Source organism: Candidatus Galacturonatibacter soehngenii, from assembly GCF_008830185.1.
In the GTDB taxonomy this organism is placed as follows: domain Bacteria; phylum Bacillota; class Clostridia; order Lachnospirales; family Lachnospiraceae; genus Lachnotalea; species Lachnotalea soehngenii.
Window position 1 is genome coordinate 57,140 of record NZ_WAGX01000003.1, and the last position, 24,418, is coordinate 81,557.

Here is a 24,418-nt window from a genome sequence, read left to right on the forward strand (position 1 = left end):
GATGAGTAAACAATACGAAACAGTCATTGGTCTTGAAGTTCATGTTGAACTGGCAACAAAAACGAAAATCTTTTGCTCCTGCAGTACAGCTTTTGGTGGAGAGCCTAATACACATACATGCCCAGTTTGTACAGGTATGCCAGGCTCACTTCCTGTTTTGAACAAACAAGTAGTGGAGTATGCAGCAGCAGTAGGACTTGCTACCAATTGTAAGATTACACAAAACTGTAAATTTGATAGAAAGAATTACTTTTATCCAGATAATCCACAAAACTACCAAATCTCTCAGCTATACTATCCAATCTGTCGTGATGGTGCTGTTGAGATTGAAACAGAAGCAGGGAAAAAGACGGTTCGCATTCATGAAATTCATATGGAAGAGGATGCGGGAAAATTAATTCATGATGAATGGGATGATTGTTCATTGGTTGATTTTAACCGAAGTGGTGTACCATTGATTGAAATCGTATCCGAACCAGATATGAGAAGTGCAGAAGAAGTAATTGCATATTTGGATAAATTAAGATTAATCATACAATATCTTGGCGCATCGGATTGTAAGTTACAGGAGGGTTCTATGAGAGCCGATGTCAACCTTTCTGTTCGTGAAATTGGAGCAACCGAGTTTGGCACTCGAACAGAGATGAAGAATCTTAACTCTTTTAAAGCCATTGCAAGAGCCATTGAAGGCGAAAGAGAGCGCCAAATCGACCTAATAGAAGAAGGAAAACAAGTTATTCAAGAGACCAGACGTTGGGATGATGCCAACAGCTGTTCTTATGCAATGCGTTCCAAAGAAGATGCACAAGATTACAGGTATTTTCCTGAACCAGATTTGGTTCCAATCGTAATTAGTGATGAATGGTTAAGAGAAATCAAAGAGAAACAACCTGAACTACGTGATGAGAAGAAAGCTAGATATAAAAAAGAATTTGATATTCCAGATTACGATATCGATTTGATTACAAGTTCGAAAAAAATGGCTGATTTATTTGAAGAAACCATAGCGATATGCAATAATCCGAAAAAAGTTTCCAATTGGCTGATGGTGGAGACGATGCGCTTATTAAAAGAACACAACATGGAACCACAAGATATCTCTTTTTCACCTAAAAACTTGGCAAAGTTGATTCAGTTAGCAGAAGACGGTACCATCAATAGTAGTGTTGCAAAAGAAGTATTTGAAGTGATTTTTAAGGAAGATATTGATCCAAATCAGTATGTAGAAGAGAAGGGGCTAAAATCAGTAAATGATGAAGGGGCTCTAAAAGCTACAATAGAAGAAATTATTGCTGCCAATCCACAATCTGTGGAGGATTATAAAAATGGAAAGCAAAAAGCAATTGGATTCTTAGTAGGTCAGACAATGAAAGCAATGCAAGGAAAAGCAGATCCAGGAATGATCAATAAGATATTGAAAGAATTATTATAATAAAAGTGAACTAATATAACAGCAAACAATAATTATATTATATTATATTATATTATATTTGCAAGGCTCTACAGTAGAATAACTGTAGAGCTTTGTTGATTTTAAAAAGTAATTACTCACTTTTTGGATTCGAAATAACATGGAAGAAAGGTTCCATATAAAGGATAACATTGAAGTTAGGCTTAAATTTTGATATCATTAGACTTAAGAAATAACAAGGAGGCTACTATGTCATTACAATTATTGCTTGGGAATTCAGGTGCAGGAAAATCTTATCAATTAAATCGCTATCTTATCGAACAAGCTATGGCAAATCCAGATAAAAATTATATTATTATTGTACCAGAGCAGTTTACCTTGCAGACGCAAAAGGATATTGTTTCCATGCATCCAAGGCATGGTGTTATGAATATTGATATTGTAAGCTTTCAAAGACTGGCCTACCGAATCTTTGATGAGGTAGGGGGCAATCATCTAACCTCCTTAAATGATACGGGAAAAAACCTAATTATTCGAAAGGTTGCATCAAATAAACAAGGTGATTTAAAAGTTCTTGGCGCAAACCTTAAAAAGCTTGGTTACATTAGTGAAATCAAATCGGTTATATCAGAGCTTACCCAATATAATGTGAAACCAAATCAATTAGAGCAAATCATAGAGCAAACACAAAATAAGCCATCTCTTAATTATAAATTGCAAGATATTCATTTGCTATATCAAGGGTTTAAAGAATATTTAGAAGATAAATTTATTACAGCAGAAGAGTTATTATTGGTGTTGTCTAAGGTAGTGCCAAAATCAGAGCTTCTAAAAGACAGTGTAATTGCAATTGATGGATTTACTGGATTTACACCTGTTCAATTTGTGTTAATCAAGGAGTTAATACAAGTTTGCCATAAGCTAATTGTAACGGTAACAATAGATTCGAAAATACCTCTTAAAATAATGAGTGAGCATGAGCTTTTCTATATGAGTAAAAAAATGATTGCTTCGCTTGAAAACATAGCAAAAGAAGTGAATGTTCCCATAAAAGAGCCTATGGTAATAAAAGAGCAAATTCCATATCGTCACAAATTTGCAAAAGCGTTATCTGCGTTGGAACAAAATATTTTTCGTTATCCTGTAAAAAGTTATATGGAAAAACAGGAGGAAATTCGTATTTTTAATGCTAAAAACCCCTTGATGGAAGTGCGTGCCATTGCGGCTGAAATCCTTCGTTTGGTAAGAGAAGAAGGATTTCAATATAAAGAAATTGCAGTGGTTTCAGGAGATATTAATACATATGCAAATTATGCTTCAAAGATATTAAAGCAATATCATATTCCTGCTTTTTTAGACGATAAGAGAAGTATTTTAATGAACTCGTTTGTAGAGTTTATTCGTGCAACTTTAAAGATGGTAGAAGACAACTTTAGTTACGAGAGCGTTTTTCGTTACTTAAGATGTGATATGCATCCAATGGCAAAAGAAGAGATTGATTTGCTTGAAAACTATTGCCTTGCTTTTGGAATACGTGGAAAGTCCAAGTGGAGTAAAAAATGGGTGCGTACCTATGACTTTGTTGATACCGAACAATTAGATAAAATAAATCTGCTAAGACAAAATCTAGTTGATGTGGTTTGGCCATTAGCTAAGATATTAAAGAATCGCCAACTTTTTGCAAAAGATATGGTGAAGGGACTCTATGACTTTATTGTAGCATTAAATCTGCAAGAAAGGCTTGTTCAGATGGAAAAAGAATTTGAACGTATGGGCGAACTTTCTTTAGCAAAAGAATATTCTCAAATATATAAGATTGTCATAGAGTTGTTAGACCTTGTAGTAGAATTACTTGGAGATGAACCCTTAACATTAAAAGAGTTTTGCGAAATATTAGATGCAGGTTTTGAAGAGGCGAAGGTAGGAATCATACCTCCAAGCATTGACCGCGTCGTATTTGGAGATATAGAACGAACTAGATTAGATAATATTAAAATCTTATTTTTTGCAGGAGTTAACGAAGGGATTATCCCAAAGAGCTTAAATAAGGGAGGAATCATATCTCAACTTGAGCGAGAAATATTAAAAGACTATCCAATTGAACTTGCTCCAACCACCAGACAGGATGCTTATACCCAAAAATTTTATCTGTACTTAAATATGACAAAGCCAAGTCAAAGGCTTTATTTGTCGTTTAGTAAAACAGATGCACAGGGAGGAACACTTCGTCCATCCTATTTAATTGGTACGATACAAAAAATGTTTCCAAACATTACAATTACAGATATGGATGAGATTTTGCAAACGCAAAATGGGGTGGTGTGTGAAAGCAATGGACTTGATTACCTTACTTATTGCCTGCGAAGTTTTCGACTTGGCAATGAGCCTGTGGGATTTGGAGAGCTTTACCATTGGTACTACCAAAAAGAGGAATACCAATCGATTGTAACAACTTTAATTGATGCTGCCTATTATCAAAATCATGAGAGTAAGATAAGCAAGGCAGTTGCCAAAGCTTTATATGGAAGCATATTAGAAAATAGTGTAACTAGATTGGAGCGTTATGCGGCATGTGCCTTTTCTCATTTTTTGACCTATGGATTAGAGTTAAAAGAACGAAGAGAATATCATTTTCAGGCTATGGATATGGGAAATATTTTTCATCAGGTTCTGGAGCTTTTTGCAAAAAAAATGCTACAACATGGACATGATTGGACAAGTATTTCAAATGAAGAAAGAGATCAACTGGCAGATGTGTGTGTAGAAGAATGTATCATTGATTATGGCAATACGGTTCTTTATAGTACGGCAAGAAATGAGTACATGATTGCAAGGATCAAACGAATTATGAAAAGAACCTTGTGGGCACTACAAGAACAGATGAAAAAAGGAAAGTTTAATCCAAGTAAATATGAGGTATCTTTTTCACTGGCAGATCAACTGGAAAGTATTAATATTGCTTTATCAGAAGAGGAAAAGATAAAGCTGAAAGGTCGAATTGACCGAATGGATGTGTACGAGGATGAGGAACACATTTATGTAAAGATTATTGATTACAAATCAGGCAGTACTTCCTTTGATATGGTTGCCCTGTATTATGGACTTCAACTGCAATTGGTGGTCTATTTAAACGCAGCTGTTGAGATGGAGAAAAGCAAAAATCCAAACAAAGAGATTGTGCCAGCGGGAATTCTTTATTACAACATCAACGACCCAGTTATTGACCGAGAGGAAAATGAAAGCGAAGATCAAATAAGACAAAGAATTCTAGAAAAGTTAAAGATGAATGGACTTGTTAATAGTGATAACAGTGTAATAAGGCTGATGGATACACAAATGGAGAATAAGTCCAGTGTACTACCCGTTGCTTTTAATAAAGATGGTAGTTTGTCAAGGTATTCTTCTGCGGCATCTACGAAGCATTTTCAGGCACTTGGTAGGTTTGTAGATAAAAAAATTAAGGAACTTGGCTCAAAGATTTTGGATGGAAACATTGAGATTGCGCCTTATGAGGCTGGAAATAAAACGGCTTGTGATTATTGTACGTATAGAGGGATTTGTGGCTTTGATTTAAAAAGTCCAGGTTTTGAATATCGTAGATTAAAGCAATTCTCAGATGATGAAATATGGGAAAGGATTGTAAGAGAGGAGGAGGAAGATGGAAGTAGCATGGACCAGTGAACAAAGAAAAGTCATTGATTTGCGAGAGCGAAATATATTAGTGTCGGCAGCAGCAGGTTCTGGAAAAACAGCTGTATTAGTAGAAAGAATTATAACAATGATTACGGATGAGGAAACACCTATTGATATTGATCAATTACTCATTGTAACGTTTACGAATGCAGCGGCATCTCAAATGAGAGAAAGAATCAGTGAGGCAATCGAAGAAAAGCTTAGCAAAGAGCCAGAAAACGTTCATTTGCAAAAGCAAGCGATTCTTGTTCATAATGCGTATATTACAACTATTCATAGCTTCTGCCTTCGTGTAATCCGCAATCATTTTAATCGAATTGATTTAGATCCTTCGTTTCGAATTGGAGATGAAGGGGAATTAAAGCTTCTAAGAGCAGATGTATTAGAACGAATTCTAGAGAAACATTACGAAGGAAAAGAAGAAGAGTTCTTTCGTTTTGTAGAGAGTTACTCCACTGGAAAGACAGATAAAGACTTAGAACAAATGATATTACAGCTTTATCAGTTTGCCATGAGCTATCCTTGGCCAAAAGACTGGTTAAAGCAATGTGTGACTGGTTATGATGTAAAAGACATAGATGAGTTACAAAAAGCGCCTTGGTACATCAATATGGTAAATACCATTATATTTACGTTGCAAGAAATGGTAGAACAAATGGAGCAGTTACTTGATATTTGTATGAGAGTTGACGGCCCTTACATGTACGAAGCAACGCTGAGGGAAGAAAAGGCAATGCTAGAAAGGATGATTGCTGTTCAAGATTACGTTGCCCTTTCTGAATGCTTTGAACATTTATCCTTTGGCAGATTATCTTCTAAAAAGGATGAGAATGTATCGGTTGAGCTACGTGAGATAGTCAAAAAGCAAAGAGATGGTATCAAAAAGACAGTAAGTGCGATATCTGAGAGATATTTTTATGCACCTTACTTGCAGATATTAGAGGATATGCAAAAATGTAGAGAAAGCGTAGAAGTGTTGACGACTTTAACAGCGGAATTTATTGAGGAATATCAAAAAGTAAAGCAGGAAAAAAACTTAGTGGATTATAATGACTTAGAACATTATGCCTTGCAAATTCTGGTAGAAAAAGAGGGAAATGATTGGAAACCAAGTGAAGCGGCGAAAGAGTTTCAGGACATTTTTGTAGAAATTATGATTGATGAGTACCAAGACAGCAATCTGGTGCAGGAGATGCTTCTACAATCAGTGTCTAGAGTAAGCCAGCAAAAATATAATATTTTTATGGTAGGAGACGTAAAACAAAGCATTTATAAATTCCGACTTGCAAGGCCAGAGCTATTTATGGAAAAATATAACTCCTATTCTCTAGAGGATAGCTTGTTACAACGAATTGACCTGGATAGAAATTTTCGAAGTAGAGGCGAGGTGTTAAGTGGTACGAATTTTATATTCAATCAGATTATGATGTCTTCCATTGGCGGAATTGAATACAACAAAGAATGTGCTCTTTATCTTGGAGGAAGCTACGAAGAGCCAATCAAAGAACGAGATTATGAAGCAGAAGTAATGGTCATTGATTTGGATTCTTCGAATACCTTAGATGAGGAAAATAAAAAAAGTTCATTGTTAGAGAACAAAGATTATTCCGCAAGAGAATTAGAAGCAAAGGCAATTGCGATGAGAATCAAAGAGCTAATTAATGAAGAAAATGGCTTAAAGGTTATTGACAAAAAGACGAAGGAGTATCGTAGCGTTCAGTATCGAGATATTGTGATATTACTACGTACAATGGCTGGCTGGGCGGAGACTTTTACCTCGATTTTAATGGCGGAAGGGATTGCGACTCATACAGGTTCTCAGACGGGATATTTTTCCACCATTGAAGTTATGACTTTATTAAATCTTCTTCGTATCATAGACAATCCACTTCAAGATATTGCGTTTGCTGCAGTCTTATCTTCGCCAATTGTATCCGTAACAGGTGAAGAGCTTGCACTCATAAAAGGCTCGTATCAAAAGCAAAGTCTTTTTGAGGGATGTAGACAATATGCGATAGAAGGAAGTATGCCAAAGCTTAGGGATAAGTTAAAGTCTTTTTTTGAACAAATAAAGCGATTTCGTAAATTAGCAGTATACACTCCGATTCACGAATTGATTTGGATTATATTAGATGAGACAAATTATGCAAGATTTGTAGCGGCTATGCCAGCAGGAGAACAAAGGAAAGCAAATTTGGATATGTTAATAGAAAAAGCCATTGTGTTTGAGAGTACGAGCTATAAAGGGTTGTTTAATTTTGTTCGTTATATTGAGAATTTACAAAAATATGATGTAGACTTTGGTGAGGCAGAAATTGCGAATGAAACGGATGATACGGTTCGAATATTAAGTATACACAAAAGTAAGGGACTAGAGTTTCCCGTGGTATTTGTCAGTGGAATGGGTAAAACATTTAATAATCAAGATGCCAGAGCAAAATTAATTATGCACCCTGATCTTGGAATTGGTGCAGATTATGTAGATTATGAGTTACGCATCAAAGCTCCTACCTTAATTAAGAAGGCGATTCAAAAGCAAATACAAATGGAAAATCTAGCAGAGGAATTAAGGGTACTATATGTTGCACTTACAAGAGCCAAAGAAAAATTAATTCTAACGGGTGCGATTAGTAAGCTTGAGAGTAAGATAATAAATTGGAGTCAAAATCTAAATACAAAAGAAAAACTAGGTTATCGTGCAATCAGTGAAGCGGGAAGTTACTTAGAATGGGTGTTACCTGCATTGATAAGGCATCCAGATAGCAAAGAGTTTCTAGAGGTGTTTGAGATAGGTGTTGACTATGCTGACCTTCCATTTTCTAGGGAAGCAAAATATTTCTTGCGATTCATTGGTTTTGACGATTTGGTCAAAGAAGAAGTTGTAAAACAAGTACTTGAAGAGGATGCAAAAGAAGAGTTAAAGCAAGGATTTTGCAGTAAACAAGATGATGAAGAATTGTTGAAAAGCTTTGAGGAAAGGTTAAACTTTTCTTATCCTTATCAAGAACTTCAAAATATTCATACTAAGATGACGGTGTCTGAAATAAAGAAAATGGGTCAAAATCAAGAGGAAGAAAATCAAGGAGTTGCACTAATACAGGAAGAAGTTCCTGTCCCACTATTACCACGTTTCTTAGCAGGTGAAGAGGAACTTAGGGGAAGTGAACTTGGTGTTGCCTATCATAAAGTGCTTCAATTACTTGATTTAAAACACATCAGTAAGAAAGAAGACATTGAATTACAGTTAGAGAAAATGGTAGAAGAACAAAAGCTTTCAAAAGAAGCAAAAGAAAGTATACGACTTGTTTTAATTGAGAAATTCTTACAATCAGGTATAGGCAAAAGGATGATACATGCTCACAAAGAAGGAAGACTATACCGTGAAAGACCTTTTGTCATAGGAGTGAAAGCAAAGCAAATTAAGGAATCTTTTGATAGTGAAGAAATGGTATTGGTTCAAGGAATCATGGATGCTTTCTTTGAGGAAGAGGGAGAAATCATCTTAGTAGATTATAAAACAGATTATGTAAAATCTGAAAAAGAGTTGAGGAATCGTTATCGGATGCAAATGGATTATTATACGCAGGCGTTAGAAATGATTACAGGTAAGAAGGTGAAAGAACGCATTTTGTACGCGATTACGTTAGGGAAAGAAATTGTCTTTTAGAATATTAAATATTGTATTGTGTGGGTTTTTGTTGTATTATATAGGAAAGTGAGCAAAGGAATATGTAAAAGATTGAGATTGTCCTTTGAAAGGAGCAAATAACGTGGAATTTGATAAATTAATCAATAGTGATTCAGGTAAACTTAGAATTGTTCAGGAGTTGGTACCAGGAAAGCAAGTTACGCTGGCTCATGTAATTGCCAGTCCAGATGCAATCATATATAAAAAACTAGGACTTAATCCAAGTGAGGATTATGCGAAGGCAGCAATTGGAATATTAAGTATGAGTCCAGCAGAGATTTCCGTAATTGCTGGTGACTTAGCAATTAAGTCTGCTAATGTTGATTTAGGATTTATTGACCGTTTTAGCGGGACTTTAATATTTACTGGTAGAGTAGCAGAAGTTGAAGCAGCGATTGAGGCAATTTGTAAATATCTCAAGGAAAATCTTGGCTTTACCATTTGTGATATAACAAGAACTTGATGATAGGATAGTGAAATGAAAAAGATTATATTAATGGGTAGAAGCGAATGTGGCAAGACAACATTAAGACAGGCATTAAAAGGAGATACCATTCATTATCATAAGACACAGTATGTGAATCATTACGATGTTGTAATTGATACACCAGGTGAATATGCCGAAAATCATACACTTTCTCGCGCTTTGGCACTCTATTCATATGAAGCAGATGTAGTAGGACTATTAATCAGTGCAACAGAAAGTTATTCCTTGTATCCACCTTGTGTTACTGCAATGTCTACGAGACCTGTCATTGGGATTGTAACACAAATTGATCATAAAAATGGAAAGCCTGCTCAGGCAGAAGAATGGCTTCGCTTAGCTGGATGCGATATTGTTTTTCATGTCAGTTCCTATACAGGGGAAGGAATCTGGCAGATCCTTGATTATTTAAGAGAAGATGGGGAACTCTTACCATGGGATGAGAAAACAGCGCAGCAGCCACGGAATGTTCTATCCACTAAAAATTAACAATTGGAGGTTGTAATGTTAGATAAGTCAATACCATATAAACGTATTATTATGAAACTTGATTATGAAAAGAACCTCTCCTATGATAAAAATACCCTTCCACAAGGGTATTTTTTTAAAATGTATGAGGAAGGACTAGAAAAAGAATGGGCCAAGACGGAAACAAAAGTCTTAGAGTTTGAAAATGAGGAAAAGGCATTGTCCTATTTTAAAAAAGATTTGATTCCATATAAAGAACAACTTAAAAAAAGAATGGTATTCGTAATGAAGGAAGACAACATTGCAGTAGCCAATGCCTGTGCTTGGTATATTAATTACAAAGGAATGCATCAAGCCCAAGTACATTATGTTGCCGTACGTCCAGAATACCAAGGACTTGGTATAGGCAAAGCAGTATTCAAAGAGGCACTTTCCCTTTTTCCCATATATGAACCAGGTGAAGATATTTATCTACATACCCAAACCTGGAGCTATAAAGCAATTAAAATGTATCTAAAGATGGGATTTCAGTTAATTAAAGACGATTCGCTAGGGTACCATGACAAAGATTACCAAGAGGCAGTAAAGATACTGGAATCAATATGGGATGAATCAACAATGAAATTGCTCTATCAATAAAAACGTGTATGACACACAAAATGCAAGCTTCCACCAGTAAAAACTGTAAGGAAACAGTTACCTAGACAGCCATAATTTGCTATGCTATAATATAACCTATCGAAAGAAAAACAAGCGGCTGCGAAGCAGACATTTGTTTTTCTCGATAGGTTAGCGAGATAGCGAAGCAGAAAAACATTGAAGATAAGTGCATATAATATATAAATTTTGATATAGACTAAAATCTTATTGATAGGAGCTTAGAATGGAAAAAAGAAACTGGGATGACTATTTAAATACCGAAATTGATTGTAACTGTGGAGAAAAGCACAGATGTGATATAGATAAGATTATTGTGGAAGAAGGGGCAATTGGAAAACTTTCTGAATTTATAATGGCGGGGTTTTATCATAATACATGTGTTGTATGTGATAGTAATACAGAAGAAATTGCTGGTAAAATAGTATATCAGGAACTTAGAAATAATTTAATCCAGTTTGAGCCTATTGTATTAAAAGAGAAGAATCCCTTGGCGGATGAAAGAACAATTGGAGAAGTTATGGTGCATATTGCACCAAAATGCGACCTGATTATAGGAGTGGGTTCAGGTACAATTAATGATGTGTGCAAATTCATTAGCTATAAAATGGGAATTGATTTTATTATCGTGCCTACTGCGCCGTCGATGGATGGTTATGCATCGAATGTATCTGCTTTGATAACCAATCATTTAAAATGTACGTATGAAGTTGGACGTGCAAAAGCTATTTTTGCCGATATAAATATACTAATGGATGCTCCTATGGAAATGATAGCCGCTGGAGTTGGCGATATATTAGGGAAATATGTATGCCTAACAGATTGGAAGTTATCAAGTATTGTTACAGGGGAATACTATTGTGATTTTGTTGAAGCTTTGATTCGAGATTCATTGGAATTGGTTGTTCAGGTGTCTTCTTTGTTAAAAGAAAGAAATAAAGATGCAATCGCATCACTTATGGAAGCTTTGATTTTATCGGGAATTGCAATGAGTTATATTGGTAATTCAAGGCCAGCTTCAGGAAGCGAACATCATTTATCACATTTTTGGGAATTAACTTTTTTACAAGAAAATATTCTGTGTGCATTGCATGGAACCAAGGTAGGAATAGGAACCGTTGTTGCGCTAAAGTTATACAAACAAGCAGAACTTAGTTTAGAGAATTTAGAACAATTAAAAGCCCCTAATTTCGATGAAGCTATTTGGGAAGAAGCTATTAGACAAGTATATGGTTACGCAGCACAAGAGGTAATTGCATTAGAAGAACAAGTACATAAAAATAGTAATGAAATAGTATACAAAAGAAGAGAGAGAATAATAGAAAGAAAAGAAGAAATAATAAGTTTGATTCAAAAACTGCCAAGTGCGGATGAGATTGGTCTTATTTTGAAATCTTTGGATGCGCCATATCTACCAGAACAGGTGGATATTAGTATGCAGCTTCTTAAAAACAGCATTGTTTATGCAAAAGAATTAAGAAATCGATATGGACTGTTACAATTGCTATTTGATTTGGATGAATTAGAAAAGTTTCGAGCTCAGAGTATGAATGAATTTATAGAAATGTGGTTATAATTCAAAATAAAAAGGAGTGAGCAAAATGAAATTTTATGTAGATCCAGATGTCTGTATTAGCTGCGGATTATGTCCTGAAAAAGAAGGAGATGTGTTTCGCATGAATGATGAGGGAAAAGCAGAAGCTTATCAGGAATCAACAGCAGACAATGAAGAAAGTGCGATTGATGCAATGGAAAGTTGCCCAGTTGAGGCAATTAGTGAAGCGTAATTAGATTTTATAACCAATTTAAACATTATGGATAGAACAATGAACCATTTACCGTAGGTAAGTGGTTTTTTTTGTATAAAAAAGTTCTTTGAACTTCCCTTTTATATACAACCTTTCGGGAAATCAAAGAGGTGTGGATAAGGAATAAATTGCTTTACAAAATGAATTGTTTCTTGTGTATCAGATATTTTTAAGAAAAAAACAAAAAAAATATTGACATATAATATTATATGACATATAGTATTGTATATAGATTAATATTAATAAAATAATAATATTGAAAAATAAATAATATTAATTAAAACATAACATATTTGAATAGGAAAAGTAGTAAATTAAATTGAAAAGGAGAGGATACCATGGTATTTAATACGGGTGCGGCGTTACTTGATGCGATAGTCCTTGCGGTTGTATCCAAAGAAGTAGATGGAACTTACGGTTACAAAATAACACAAGATGTTAGAGAAGTAATTGAAATTTCAGAATCTACCTTATACCCTGTACTTAGGCGATTGCAAAAAGATGACTGCCTGGAAGTATACGATATGGAATTTGGGGGCCGTAATAGAAGATATTATAAAGTAACAGAAAAGGGCAGGATTCAGTTGAATTTATATATTTCGGAATGGAAAAGTTATTCAAAGAGAATAACAATGATGTTTGAGGAGGGCAGAAGCAATGAATAGAAAAGAGTTTATGGAAGAATTAGAAAACTTGCTTGGAAACATTCAAGATAGCGAACGAGAAGAAGCTTTACAGTATTATAATGATTATTTTGATGAGGCTGGTGTGGAGAATGAAGGTGAAGTAATAAGAGAATTAGGAACACCTGCAAAGGTTGCTGCAATCATAAGAACCAGTCTTCAAGAAAATGAAAATGTATCAGGAGAGTTTACGGAGCGAGGATATTCGGATCCTAGATTTACCATTAATTATGAGGTGATTGACAATTTTGATTCAGAAAATAAGGAAGAAAACAGTCATAGAACTTATACAAGAGAAAGAAAAGCAGGAAAAGAAGCTTCAGGAGGTAAAATAGCATTAATTGTAATCCTTTGTTTGCTAGCCATACCAGTCGGTTTGCCTATACTTGGAAGTTTATTCGGTTTGGCGATGGGGATTATTGGTGTATCGATTGCATTGTTTGTAACGATTATAGCACTGGCTGTTTCGCTTTGTGTTGGTGGAGTTGTGGTGTTTGGAGTTGGAATTGTTGCATTATTCACTACTCCGCTTACAGGCATTTTTAGTTGTGGAGTTGGATTAATGTTGGTAGGAATTGGAATTTTATTTGTATTATTATCTGCACAGATTTGCTGTCGTTTTATTCCGTGGTTGGTGAGAAGTTTCGTTAATCTTTGCAGAGTGCCATTAAGAAGGAGGGGAACAATATAATGAAATCTTTTACAAGAGCATGCTTAATATTTAGTGGAGTTGTAATATCGATAGGACTTGTATTAACGATAATTGGGGGAGTGTTAGGTGCTGGTACTACTTTTGCAGATATGGTCAGAAATGGCAGTTTTTCTTTTGGTTTTGGAAATGGTTATTCGATAAGTAATAAAAGTTTTACATCCTTTAACGATGAATTTAAAGAGGTTGATGAATTAAGTATTGATTTAAAATACGCTGAGTTACAAATTGACACAACGGATGGGGATTCTATTCTTGTGAATGCAGAGAATATTTTAGAAGGATATACATGCGTAAATGAAAATGGTAAGCTAGTCATAAAAGATAATATAACGGAAAGATGGCGCATTAAATTAAGGAATAATTATCATCCAACCATCTATCTTTCTATACCAAAAAGTGCAAGCTTTAACAAAGTAAAAATTGATATTGGCGCAGGTGAAGTTATTGCATCAAACATCAATACGGATAAGCTTTCAGTTGAACTAGGTGCTGGCAAATTAGAGGGTGATAAAATCACAAGCAAGGAGTCAGAAATTAGTGTTGGGGCAGGAAGCCTCGTTATTGATCAGTTTATAACCGATAAAATTAAAATGGATTGTGGAGTTGGCAGATTAGAGTTAAATGGAAGTATAAATGGAGATGCTGATTTGGAATGTGGTTTAGGTAATATTACACTATCATTAACCAATCAAGAGACCGACTTTAATTATGATATCGATTGTGGTGTTGGTAATGTCATAATTGGTAATCAATCAATTGGTGGTTTACCAACAAAACGAACAATTGATAATCATGCCAAAAAAAACGTAGACATAGAGTGTGGTGTTGGAAGCATTGAATTATATTTTAATGAAACATTATAATAGGAGGTAATTGACTATGGAACCAAAAAAATTATACAGATCAAGAACCAATCGAATGATATGCGGCGTATGTGGAGGATTAGGTGAGTATATGAATATTGATCCTACGATAATCCGATTATTGTTGGTATTAATAGCCTTTACAGGAGCTGGAATTTTAGCATATTTTATTGCCGCAATTATTATTCCAGATGAATATTAAAAAATAGTTAAAATGCCCCTTGCACAAGAATCGAACATATGTTATATTAAAACAAACAAACGTTCGAAGAGCAAGGGGTGTTTTTATGCTTATCCAAGAGAAAATGTCAGTAATGGAAAAACTTGAAATATTATCAGATGCGGCGAAGTACGATGTTGCATGTACTTCCAGTGGAGTAGATAGAAAAGGAAATGGCAAAAGTATGGGAAATGCAGTAGCAAGTGGAATCTGTCACAGCTTTTCAGCAGATGGAAGATGCATTTCCTTACTTAAGATACTTTTCACCAATGAATGTATCTTTGATTGCAAGTATTGTATCAACCGTTCCTCGAATGATGTAAAGCGAGCATCTTTTACCCCGGATGAAGTGTGTGAATTAACAATGGAGTTTTATAGGCGTAATTATATTGAAGGGCTTTTTCTAAGTTCTGGTATTCTTCAAAGTCCTAATTTTACAATGGATTTAATTTATCAAACGATTTTAAAACTTCGAACAGAGTATCATTTCAACGGTTATATTCATGTTAAAGCCATACCTGGTGCAGATAGTGAGTTGATTCAAAGACTTGGTTTTATTGTAGATCGTATGAGTGTTAACTTGGAATTGCCAACTGCAGAAGGATTAAAGACTTTAGCACCGCATAAGAATCGAAAAAACATTTTAAAACCGATGCGACAAATTCAGTCTCAGATAACGCAAAGTAAAAATGAGCTTATGATATATAAAAATGCTCCTTCCTTTGTACCAGCTGGCCAAAGTACACAGATGATTATTGGTGCAACACCAGAAAATGATTATCAGATTGTATCAGTAGCAGAGAATTTATATGATAAATTTAATTTAAAAAGAGTGTTTTATTCTGCATTTATACATGTAAATGAAGATTCAGCATTGCCTGCATTACCAGGTGGACCACCTCTTTTAAGGGAGCACCGACTTTATCAGGCAGATTGGTTATTGCGATTTTATGGATTTAAAGCGAATGAATTGTTATCTGCAGATAGGCCTAATTTTAATATTATGCTTGATCCAAAATGTGATTGGGCGTTAAGACATTTAGAGAATTTTCCAGTAGAAATAAATCGTGCAGATTACTACACACTTCTTCGTGTACCAGGAATAGGAACTAAGTCTGCACTAAGAATTGTGAAAGCAAGAAGACAAGCCGTTCTTGATTTTGATGATGTTAAAAGGATGGGTGTTGTATTAAAACGAGCACTATACTTTATTACTTGTAACGGAAAGATGATGTATAAAACAAAAATAGAAGAAGATTACATTACCAGGAACCTATTGAATTTAAAGGAGAGAATTCCAATTGATGTAAAAGAAGCGGGATATAAACAAATATCCTTATTCGATGACATTCGCTTTAATCCACATCCTGAAATAGTAGATCATATGCAAAGTATATATGGTCAAATATAATAAATATTCATTCATGTTATCATGGAATAAATATTTATCAGAGATTGTAGGAAATGAGGTAACCATGAATCAGAAGATATTTTTATGTGAGAATAGTATAGAGGGAATATTTACTGGAGTATATAATATTTGGGAGAGTCGATATCCAAAGGATAGTATTAAGTTATCTTGTGAGCAGGAAGGAAACTACGAATTATTTTCTGAATATATTAATGTTAACACTGATATGATAAAAGCAGATAAAGTAGCTAGAACAATCGAGCAGCGTTTTGGAGAACTTAATTATACAAATATATATCAAGCAGCTTGTTCCTATGAAAAAGATAAGGCAAATGCCATTTTTAGAACTATTCAGTATGGTTTAACTAGTAAAACACCTAGAAGACTAATGGAGCATTTAAAGGATGATAATATCTGTCGAGTATTTGAATTAAGCAGAGCAGTGGGGAATGAAAGTCATCATCTGCTAGGATTTGTTCGATTTAAAGAATTAACGAACAAAATTTTGTGTGCTGTTATAGAACCAAAGAATGACGTTGTGGCATTAATAGCACCACATTTTTCAGATAGGCTACCAAATGAAAATTGGATGATTTATGACAAAGGAAGACGTCTTGCGGTAATTCATCAAGGCGGAGGACAGTGGGGAATTATTAAGAGCAATGAATTCAATATTGATTTTTTTGAAACAGTATCAGAAAAAGAAAAGGAATTTGAAAATTTGTGGAGAGGATTTTGCGATAGCATTTCAATAAAAGAACGTGAGAATCTAAAGCTACAACGACAGAATTTGCCACTTCGATTTCAAAAAGATATGGTTGAATTTCAACGATAATGATTAAGAAAAGAGAGGTCAATCTTTAGGTTTTACATTCTGATAAATTATTAACAACTATTTTTGTGAAACAAGTAAAAAAATGAAAGTAAACTTTTCATAATAAAAAAATAATGATGATATTAAATTGCTACTAAAAATGATTTTTGTATAAAATTACAAGTAAAAGATATTAAAAATAATATAATATCTTTTATTGTTGAAAAATACGTTTATTTGAGTCAAATTTCCCGATTGACAAATGTATAAAATAATGTCATAATGACTAAACTTGAATATAGTATACATAATTATAAGTAGGTCCTTGGCAATGCCTTGTAGTGATTATAATTATGTTGCTAAAGCTTATAGTGAAACTATAAGTTGTTTTAGAAAGGATTTTGTTAGGATGGAAAAGAAGTATCAAATTAGATTAAAGGCAACTTCAGAGGTTCAGGATTTTGTGTCAGCAGCGGAAAAATGTGATTTTGATATTGATGTATTTTATAATCGAGTAATCATAGATGCAAAGTCAATATTAGGAGTATTGAGTTTGGATTTAAATAATGTATTGACTGTTCAGTTTGGTGGACAAAATACTGAATTTGAGAATGTTCTAAAGAAATATGTAGTAGCGTAAAGCTGAGAGAACAAGCATAGATGGAAAGCTGTTCAAAATGACGAGAGTAGTTATTTTGTAACAGCTTTTTTATACATTAGAAATGTTTTACCCCAACACTCAATATGTCAAAATGGTTATGACTAGGGAGAATAGCATGAATGAGGATAAGATAAATATAAAGATATCGGTTCGAAATTTAGTTGAGTTTATTCTAAGAAGTGGAGACATCGATAATCGACAGGGAAGTAAAAATGATAAAGAGGCCATGCAAGCTGGCAGTAAAATGCACCGTAAGATTCAAAAGCAGATGGGATTAGAGTATCATGCAGAATATCCATTAAAGATTGAATTGGATTTTAATGAATTTATGGTTACAGTTGAAGGTCGTGCAGACGGAATTATAATTGAAGAGAATAAAGTTACGATAGATGAAATAAAGGGAGTCTATTTGGATTTGGATTATCTTCAAGCTCCAATTGAAGTACATAAAGCGCAGGCAAAATGTTATGGTTATATTTATGGAAAAGAAGCAGGCCTTTCCCAAATAGACATTCAACTAACTTATTGCAACTTAGATACAGAAATTAAGAAATATTTTACGGAAACCATAGAGTTTTGTGAGTTAGAAGAATGGTTTCTAGCACTTATGGACGAATATCAAAAGTGGGCAAGGTTTCAATATGAATGGAATCAAATTCGAAATAACTCCATTGCACCGTTGGAATTTCCATTCCCTTATCGAGAGGGACAAAAAGATTTAGCGACCTCGGTTTATAAAACAATCAATCGAAAAAAGCGTTTGTTTATACAAGCCCCTACTGGAGTAGGTAAGACAATGTCTACCATTTTTCCTACTATAAAGGCAGTCAAAGAAGGATTAGGCGAAAAAATATTTTATCTAACAGCTAAAACAATCACACGAACGGTTGCAGAGGAAGCCTTTTCTATATTAAAAGATAAAGGGTTAAAGGGGAAAGTGGTTACGCTGACGGCGAAAGAGAAGTTGTGTTTATGTGAGGAAATGGATTGCAATCCAGTAAACTGTACATACGCAAAGGGACATTATGATAGAGTGAACGAAGCTGTTTTTTGTATGTTGTCAGAGCAAGATACGTTTTCACGAGAAGTAATTGAAGAGTATGCCATAAAATATACTGTTTGTCCTTTTGAAATGAGTTTGGATGTGTCTTTATGGTGTGATGTGATTATATGTGACTATAATTATGTTTTTGATCCAAAGGTTTCTCTAAAACGTTTTTTTGCTGATGGAGTTAAGGGTGAATATCTTTTTTTGGTTGATGAAGCCCATAACTTGGTAGATCGAGCAAGAGAAATGTATAGTGCATCCCTCTATAAAGAAGATATACTGGAATTAAAAAGGGAAGTAAAATATTATAGCAGGAAACTTGAAAAGTATTTAGAAAAATGCAATAAAAGTTTACTGGAATGGAAAAGAGAATGTGAACGGTACTTGATGATTGAAAGTATTGGAGCTTTTATACTTGATTTGATGACATTAGCAGCTGAAATGGAAAAGTTTCTAGAAGAAAATAAAGAGCATGATGTGGTGGAAAAAGTTTTAGAGTTATATTTTCAAGTCAGACATTTTTTAAATATGTATGAAAGAATCGATGATAACTATGCAATTTATTCAGAGCATGAAGAAGATGGAAGATTTAAGATTAAGTTGTTTTGTATTAATCCTTCCAAGAACTTACTGGAGTGTTTAAATAAAGGAAACAGCACCGTGTTTTTTTCGGCAACACTTTTACCAATTATGTATTATAAAGAGTTATTAAGTGGTGAACCAAAAGACTATGCTATTTATGCAAACTCACCTTTTCAAGAAGAAAACCGAATGATTTTGATAGGAAATGATGTAAGTAGCAAATACACTAGACGTAACGCTATGGAATATCAAAGAACAGCTGATTATATAAAACAAGTTTATGCAGTTCAAAAGGGTAATTACATGGTTTTTTTCCCATCTTATCAATATATGAGAGCGGTATACGAATATATGGATGAAACGATGCCATGTGTTTGTCAAAAACAAGGAATGAATGAGCAAGAAAGAGAAGAATTCCTTGAGCTTTTTACGAATAACCAAAAGGAAATTATAGGTTTTTGTGTTATGGGAGGAATATTTAGTGAGGGAATAGACTTAAAAAGAGACCACTTGATAGGAGCGCTCATTATCGGGACAGGGTTACCTCAGATCTCGAATGAAAAAGAAATTCTAAAGAATTACTTTGATGCCAAAGGAGAAAACGGATTTGATTATGCTTATCGTTTCCCAGGAATGAATAAAGTACTTCAGGCGGCAGGGCGTGTGATTCGAACCACAAACGATAGAGGTGTGATTCTTTTGTTAGATGAACGCTTTCACAGTAGACAATATAAGGAGCTGTTTCCGCGAGAATGGAATCAGCCCCCAGCTTGTACAATTACAACAGTAAAAAGTCAGTTAGATATGTTTTGGACTCGCTTTAAAAGTAGCCAATAAATTTTTCGGCAGCCTGTGATACGGGTAGGTGTTGATTATGAACGATAACCAATTGTCGTTTTGGTAGCTCTTCTGCCAAATCTACTACATATAAGTCAGGAGAATCAACTGGTACACAATAATCAGGTATAAAAGCAATGCCAAGACCGATTCTAGCCAAATCAATCAACAAATCATTGCTACTAAGTTCGATTTCTGGAACTAAATCCAATTGATGTTGTTGAAAGATATGGTGAACGAATTCACTAGTTGTACTATTACGATCAAGCATTAAAATAGGATGCGTCTGAAGTTCATGTAAGGTTACTTTTTTCTTATCTAAGTTAAAATAAGTTCGACTTGCGATAAAAACATCAGAAAAGTCTTTGATAACTTTAATTTGATTTGTGTTATTAAGCTGAGAATTAGGGTAGTTGGTTACGATTAAATCAACTTGTCCGCTTTCTAATAAATCTACACACTTAATCGAGGTTTGATTCGTAACCTTTATATGTACATTTGGGTATTCTTTATGAAAACGGTTTAAGAAGGGAACCAAAAAGTAGCGGCAAATCGTATCACTTGCTCCAATTCTTAATTGCCCACCCCCCAAGGTATTTGATTCTAGAATCTGCGCTTCTCCTCTTTTGATCAGATTCATAGCTGGCTCAATATGGCGAAGCAAGATTTCGCCTTCTGGCGTGAGCTGAACACGCTTTGTGCTTCGAACAAACAAAGTTTGGTTTAGCTTTTTTTCTAATACCTTGATTGACTGGCTTACAGCGGATTGAGAAATATATAATTGCTTGGAAGCTTCAGAAAAGCTTAAAGAAATTGCGACAAAATAAAACACCTTGTATAATTCATAATTAATATCCATGATAAGTCCTCCTTATAAATACTTGTTTCATTATAACATAAGTAAAATTATTTTACCATCAAAACAATAACAAAGAGGTTTGACTATGACAAAAGTAAAGAAGAATGTATTTGAAAAGAAACGATATGTGATTTTACTTGCACTTTTATGCACGCTGCTTTGGGGAAGTGCATTTCCAGGAGTAAAAATCAGTTATCAATATTTTGGGATTACAAATGATAAAATCAATCAAACCATGTTGCTTGCGGGGTTTCGATTTTCCATGGCTGGAATCGTTACATTAATAGTATATTTTATAGTGTCGAAAAGAGTGTTTTTACCAGAAAGGCAGCAAATGAAGGGTATTGTTATAACGGGAGTCGTACAAACCTGTATGCAATATTTATTTTTTTACATTGGGCTATCAAATATTACAGGAGCAAAAGGAGCAATACTTGCTACAACAATAACATTTTTTAGTGTTTTTATTTCTCATTTTATGTTTCATGAGGAGGATCAGTTAAATCTTAGAAAAGTTACAGGATGTATCATTGGGTTTATAGGTATCCTTATTATTAATATAAAGAGTGGAGGAAATCTAGGTAAATTTACTTTGCTAGGCGATGGATTGATGCTTCTATCTACTTTTAGTGCAGCACTAGGTGCTATGATAAGTAAAGTAGTAGCTAAAAAGATGAATCCTGTCATGTTAACAGGATATCAGATGACGCTTGGAGGAACGCTACTTATCATAGTTGGATTTTTAAACGGGGCAAGACTTAATAGTGCCTCTGTAAAAGGATATGGATTGCTCGTTTATCTTGCATTGGTATCTGCTATAGCTTTCTCTATTTGGACAACGCTATTAAAATATAATCAACCAAGTAAAATTGCTATCTTTAATTTTGCCATACCAATCTTTGGAGCAATTCTTTCAGTAATATTCTTAGGTGATCCTATCGTAAGTATTCAAAACCTTCTTGCATTATTTTGTGTATGTATGGGAATTTATGTTGTAAATAAAGTTTAAATGTTTGTTAATGATAAAATATTACAGATATAAGTGTTAAAAGCATTATTTTGTGTCGTTGATTGTTGATATAACTAGATGTATAATATATGAAAGAGGGAGTAAATGTAAAAACGTAATTCATATTTAATGGGGGATTTTATGAAAACATATAAGGGAGAAATTGCTTATTCTATCATATTATTTTTTAGTATTTTTCTTATCTATCATACATTTCATGTTGCATTTGAGGAGGTAATTTTAAGCCATGAACAAGATAAAACAAATATATTTTTATTATCACTCGGTCAATATATATATTTGACAGTTGGATTATTGTTAGTGGCTTTTACTGTTTATTTATATATGAATTTAACAGCCTATATGGCAGGGAAGTTATTTTTTTATTATCTAACATGTATCAGTATTGCTGTATGTTTATTAGTAACTACGAATAATCAAAATAGCGTGGTAAACATACTAATTGTCATATTAGTTTTTTTTAGCAATATTGTTCTGTACTATTCAATAGGATATTTGACACTTATTGCTAAAAAAAATTTTTGCATATTTATGGCTAGAATATTAATAATTATCACACTAATTCTAATTCTATTATATTTGGTTAGTGCAAACACTACTGTATTTTCTATAAAAACCAGAAATTTAATTATCACAACAGATTATTTTATTACGATGATTCTAATTCTTCTAAGTATGTTACATGGTTATAAAGAATCAAATGTTTATTCAAAAAAACAAATAAAATTCCTGTCAAGTGGTTTTATTATGGGTATAATAGTATTTATTCTTTTACAGTTTATCCCAATGATTGCTGTTGTAAAGGTTCCAGATAGTATGGGGGATTCATATGAAATAGATAAAACTGTAGAGACAGATGGAAAGGAAGACTTGTACTCTATTATTCACATGGAAAATCTAGAAGGACATCATAACATTTATCAGATTATGATTTTTTCAGGCACTGTAATAACAATGATATATTTATTAATTAAACGGGAATATCTGGGGATTAATAATAAAGGATTAAAACGATATTTGTTAAGTGTTGTATATTTGATTCTGGCTAATACATATTTTTTTATTATTCTTTCGGAGAATACTTTAGAATTTATTTTATTTAATCTTTTATTAATATTACCACTCTTAAGCTATAGTTATCAGATAAGTAAAAATAAGGATACTATTTATGGTAATTGTACATTAGAATTGATTGAAGAAGAACGAGAAAAGTTATCAATTTTTCTTCATGATGAAATACTTCAAGACTTAATTGCATTATCACACTCAATTAGACCAGAAGAAGCAAAGCAGCGACTCACATCTATAATTGGATTAATTCGTACAAAGGGTCAAGATATTTACCCGACTATTGTGGAAGATTTAGGAGTCGAGCAAGCTTTGAAGATATTTATAGAAGAAGTAGAAATTGATCATAACATTGAGCTGATATTTCGATATGAATATCCGAAGGGAGTTCTTCCTAAGAAAGTTTCACTTATTATATACAGAACGGTAAAAGAGTTAATTACAAATGCAATAAAGCATGCAAGGTGTACTCAGATTACAATAGGAATATCCAAAGGGGCAGAAGGTATTGTGTGTGTTGTATCTGATAATGGAATCGGTTTTCAAGTACCAGAAAATGAAAAGTTATTAAAAAACTCCAATATTGGACTTTATACAATTAGAAAACAAATTGCTAATTTAAGTGGAAATATGAGGATTTCCTCAGATAAAGAGGGAAGTGAATTCCAATTTTATATTCCGTTGAGGTAGTTATATGAAAGAGATAAAAATAATAATTGTAGATGACCATAAGATGTTAGCTTCAGCTCTAGCAGCTCAATTGAATAAAGAGGAAGGAATTGCTGTAATTGAAACGATTACAGACCCAACTCATTTAATCAAAAGCCTGAAAGAAAAACAACCTGATGCTTTATTAATGGATGTTCGGATGGGTGAATTTAACGGACTAGAGCTTTCAAAAAAAATAAAAGAAGAGAATGCAGAAATCAAGATAATATTAATGTCGGGTTATCATATAAGTCATATGGCTAAGGATAATGGAGCTGATGCATTTGCTTCGAAAGAAGAAAATATTTCATCTTTGGTTCAAACAATTAAAAAAGTGTGTATTGATCAAGCTAATGTATTTCCAATGTGTGAAGAGAATATGGTGTTAACTAATGCAGAAGTAAAAGTATTAGAACTTATCAGTCTAGATAAAACACGAAAAGAAATTGCAGCAGAGCTTTATATCTCTGAAAAAACGGTTACAAATCATATTTCTTCCATCTTAAGCAAATTACATGTTAGATCTCGAATTGGTGCTATTATGAAAGGCGTTGAACTAGGCATCATTGGTGCTAAATAAAGGTGAGAATAAATCATGTCAATAGGACTTTTGAGTAAATTTTTTGCTCAAAGGTCCTATTGTTATTCTGCGTTTTTATTGAGATAATTCAATTGTCGAATAATAGTTGACTAAATATTTGATAATACATAAG

General features: G+C 33.7%; 20 protein-coding genes. 19 read left to right on the forward strand and 1 reads right to left on the reverse strand.

What is annotated here, in order from left to right; genetic code table 11:
- Position 1: 1 nt before the first annotated feature.
- The 16 genes from gatB (at position 2) to F7O84_RS01115 (ending at position 20,040) form a co-directional block, all read left to right on the forward strand.
- On the forward strand, positions 2 to 1,432 hold the full coding sequence (gene gatB / locus F7O84_RS01040; protein WP_151140902.1) for an Asp-tRNA(Asn)/Glu-tRNA(Gln) amidotransferase subunit GatB: 1,431 nt from the start codon (positions 2 to 4) through the stop codon (positions 1,430 to 1,432).
- 228 nt (positions 1,433 to 1,660) lie between these two features.
- On the forward strand, positions 1,661 to 5,092 hold the full coding sequence (addB, locus tag F7O84_RS01045; protein ID WP_151140904.1) for a helicase-exonuclease AddAB subunit AddB: 3,432 nt from the start codon (positions 1,661 to 1,663) through the stop codon (positions 5,090 to 5,092).
- On the forward strand, positions 5,070 to 8,771 hold the full coding sequence (gene addA, locus F7O84_RS01050) for a helicase-exonuclease AddAB subunit AddA (RefSeq protein ID WP_151140906.1): 3,702 nt from the start codon (positions 5,070 to 5,072) through the stop codon (positions 8,769 to 8,771). The genes addB and addA overlap by 23 nt, the downstream gene beginning before the upstream one ends.
- A gap of 103 nt (positions 8,772 to 8,874) precedes the next feature.
- Positions 8,875 to 9,255 carry a BMC domain-containing protein gene (locus F7O84_RS01055; RefSeq protein WP_151140908.1) on the forward strand — a complete coding sequence of 127 codons (381 nt, stop codon included), beginning with the start codon at positions 8,875 to 8,877 and terminating at the stop codon, positions 9,253 to 9,255.
- A gap of 15 nt (positions 9,256 to 9,270) precedes the next feature.
- The gene (locus F7O84_RS01060; RefSeq protein WP_151140910.1) at positions 9,271 to 9,765 is read left to right on the forward strand and encodes a EutP/PduV family microcompartment system protein; all 495 of its coding nucleotides are present in this window, start codon (positions 9,271 to 9,273) and stop codon (positions 9,763 to 9,765) included.
- 15 nt (positions 9,766 to 9,780) lie between these two features.
- Positions 9,781 to 10,383, forward strand: coding sequence for a GNAT family N-acetyltransferase (locus tag F7O84_RS01065; protein WP_151140912.1), 603 nt, complete (start codon positions 9,781 to 9,783; stop codon positions 10,381 to 10,383).
- 244 nt (positions 10,384 to 10,627) lie between these two features.
- Positions 10,628 to 11,977 carry a sn-glycerol-1-phosphate dehydrogenase gene (locus tag F7O84_RS01070; RefSeq protein ID WP_151140914.1) on the forward strand — a complete coding sequence of 450 codons (1,350 nt, stop codon included), beginning with the start codon at positions 10,628 to 10,630 and terminating at the stop codon, positions 11,975 to 11,977.
- Positions 11,978 to 12,002: 25 nt separating this feature from the next.
- A complete protein-coding gene (locus F7O84_RS01075) occupies positions 12,003 to 12,188 on the forward strand; it encodes a ferredoxin (protein WP_151140916.1) in 186 nt (61 codons plus the stop codon).
- A gap of 359 nt (positions 12,189 to 12,547) precedes the next feature.
- Positions 12,548 to 12,874: a PadR family transcriptional regulator gene (locus tag F7O84_RS01080; protein ID WP_151140918.1), complete on the forward strand. Its 327-nt coding sequence runs from the start codon at positions 12,548 to 12,550 to the stop codon at positions 12,872 to 12,874.
- The gene (locus F7O84_RS01085) at positions 12,867 to 13,583 is read left to right on the forward strand and encodes a DUF1700 domain-containing protein (protein ID WP_151140920.1); all 717 of its coding nucleotides are present in this window, start codon (positions 12,867 to 12,869) and stop codon (positions 13,581 to 13,583) included. The genes F7O84_RS01080 and F7O84_RS01085 overlap by 8 nt, the downstream gene beginning before the upstream one ends.
- Positions 13,583 to 14,467, forward strand: a complete 885-nt coding sequence (locus F7O84_RS01090; RefSeq protein WP_151140922.1) for a DUF4097 family beta strand repeat-containing protein — start codon at positions 13,583 to 13,585, stop codon at positions 14,465 to 14,467. Before F7O84_RS01085 ends, F7O84_RS01090 begins: the two co-directional genes overlap by 1 nt.
- Before the next feature lie 16 nt (positions 14,468 to 14,483).
- The gene (locus F7O84_RS01095; protein ID WP_151140924.1) at positions 14,484 to 14,669 is read left to right on the forward strand and encodes a PspC domain-containing protein; all 186 of its coding nucleotides are present in this window, start codon (positions 14,484 to 14,486) and stop codon (positions 14,667 to 14,669) included.
- An 85-nt stretch (positions 14,670 to 14,754) separates the two neighbouring features.
- Positions 14,755 to 16,098: a putative DNA modification/repair radical SAM protein gene (locus F7O84_RS01100; RefSeq protein WP_151140926.1), complete on the forward strand. Its 1,344-nt coding sequence runs from the start codon at positions 14,755 to 14,757 to the stop codon at positions 16,096 to 16,098.
- A gap of 64 nt (positions 16,099 to 16,162) precedes the next feature.
- Positions 16,163 to 16,933, forward strand: a complete 771-nt coding sequence (locus F7O84_RS01105; protein WP_192451615.1) for a TIGR03915 family putative DNA repair protein — start codon at positions 16,163 to 16,165, stop codon at positions 16,931 to 16,933.
- A gap of 388 nt (positions 16,934 to 17,321) precedes the next feature.
- Positions 17,322 to 17,552, forward strand: coding sequence for an HPr family phosphocarrier protein (locus tag F7O84_RS01110; protein ID WP_151140930.1), 231 nt, complete (start codon positions 17,322 to 17,324; stop codon positions 17,550 to 17,552).
- 136 nt (positions 17,553 to 17,688) lie between these two features.
- On the forward strand, positions 17,689 to 20,040 hold the full coding sequence (locus F7O84_RS01115; protein WP_151140932.1) for an ATP-dependent DNA helicase: 2,352 nt from the start codon (positions 17,689 to 17,691) through the stop codon (positions 20,038 to 20,040).
- Here the strand turns inward: F7O84_RS01115 and F7O84_RS01120 are convergent.
- Positions 20,024 to 20,899, reverse strand: a complete 876-nt coding sequence (locus F7O84_RS01120) for a LysR family transcriptional regulator (protein WP_151140934.1) — start codon at positions 20,897 to 20,899, stop codon at positions 20,024 to 20,026. The two genes, F7O84_RS01115 and F7O84_RS01120, sit on opposite strands and share 17 nt — an antisense overlap.
- 85 nt (positions 20,900 to 20,984) lie before the next feature.
- Here F7O84_RS01120 and F7O84_RS01125 point away from each other — a divergent pair, with 85 nt between their 5' ends.
- The 3 genes from F7O84_RS01125 (at position 20,985) to F7O84_RS19320 (ending at position 24,285) form a co-directional block, all read left to right on the forward strand.
- Positions 20,985 to 21,908 carry a DMT family transporter gene (locus F7O84_RS01125; protein ID WP_151140936.1) on the forward strand — a complete coding sequence of 308 codons (924 nt, stop codon included), beginning with the start codon at positions 20,985 to 20,987 and terminating at the stop codon, positions 21,906 to 21,908.
- 141 nt (positions 21,909 to 22,049) lie between these two features.
- Positions 22,050 to 23,687: a sensor histidine kinase gene (locus F7O84_RS01130; RefSeq protein ID WP_192451616.1), complete on the forward strand. Its 1,638-nt coding sequence runs from the start codon at positions 22,050 to 22,052 to the stop codon at positions 23,685 to 23,687.
- 4 nt (positions 23,688 to 23,691) lie between these two features.
- On the forward strand, positions 23,692 to 24,285 hold the full coding sequence (locus F7O84_RS19320; RefSeq protein WP_151140940.1) for a response regulator transcription factor: 594 nt from the start codon (positions 23,692 to 23,694) through the stop codon (positions 24,283 to 24,285).
- Positions 24,286 to 24,418 lie beyond the last annotated feature (133 nt).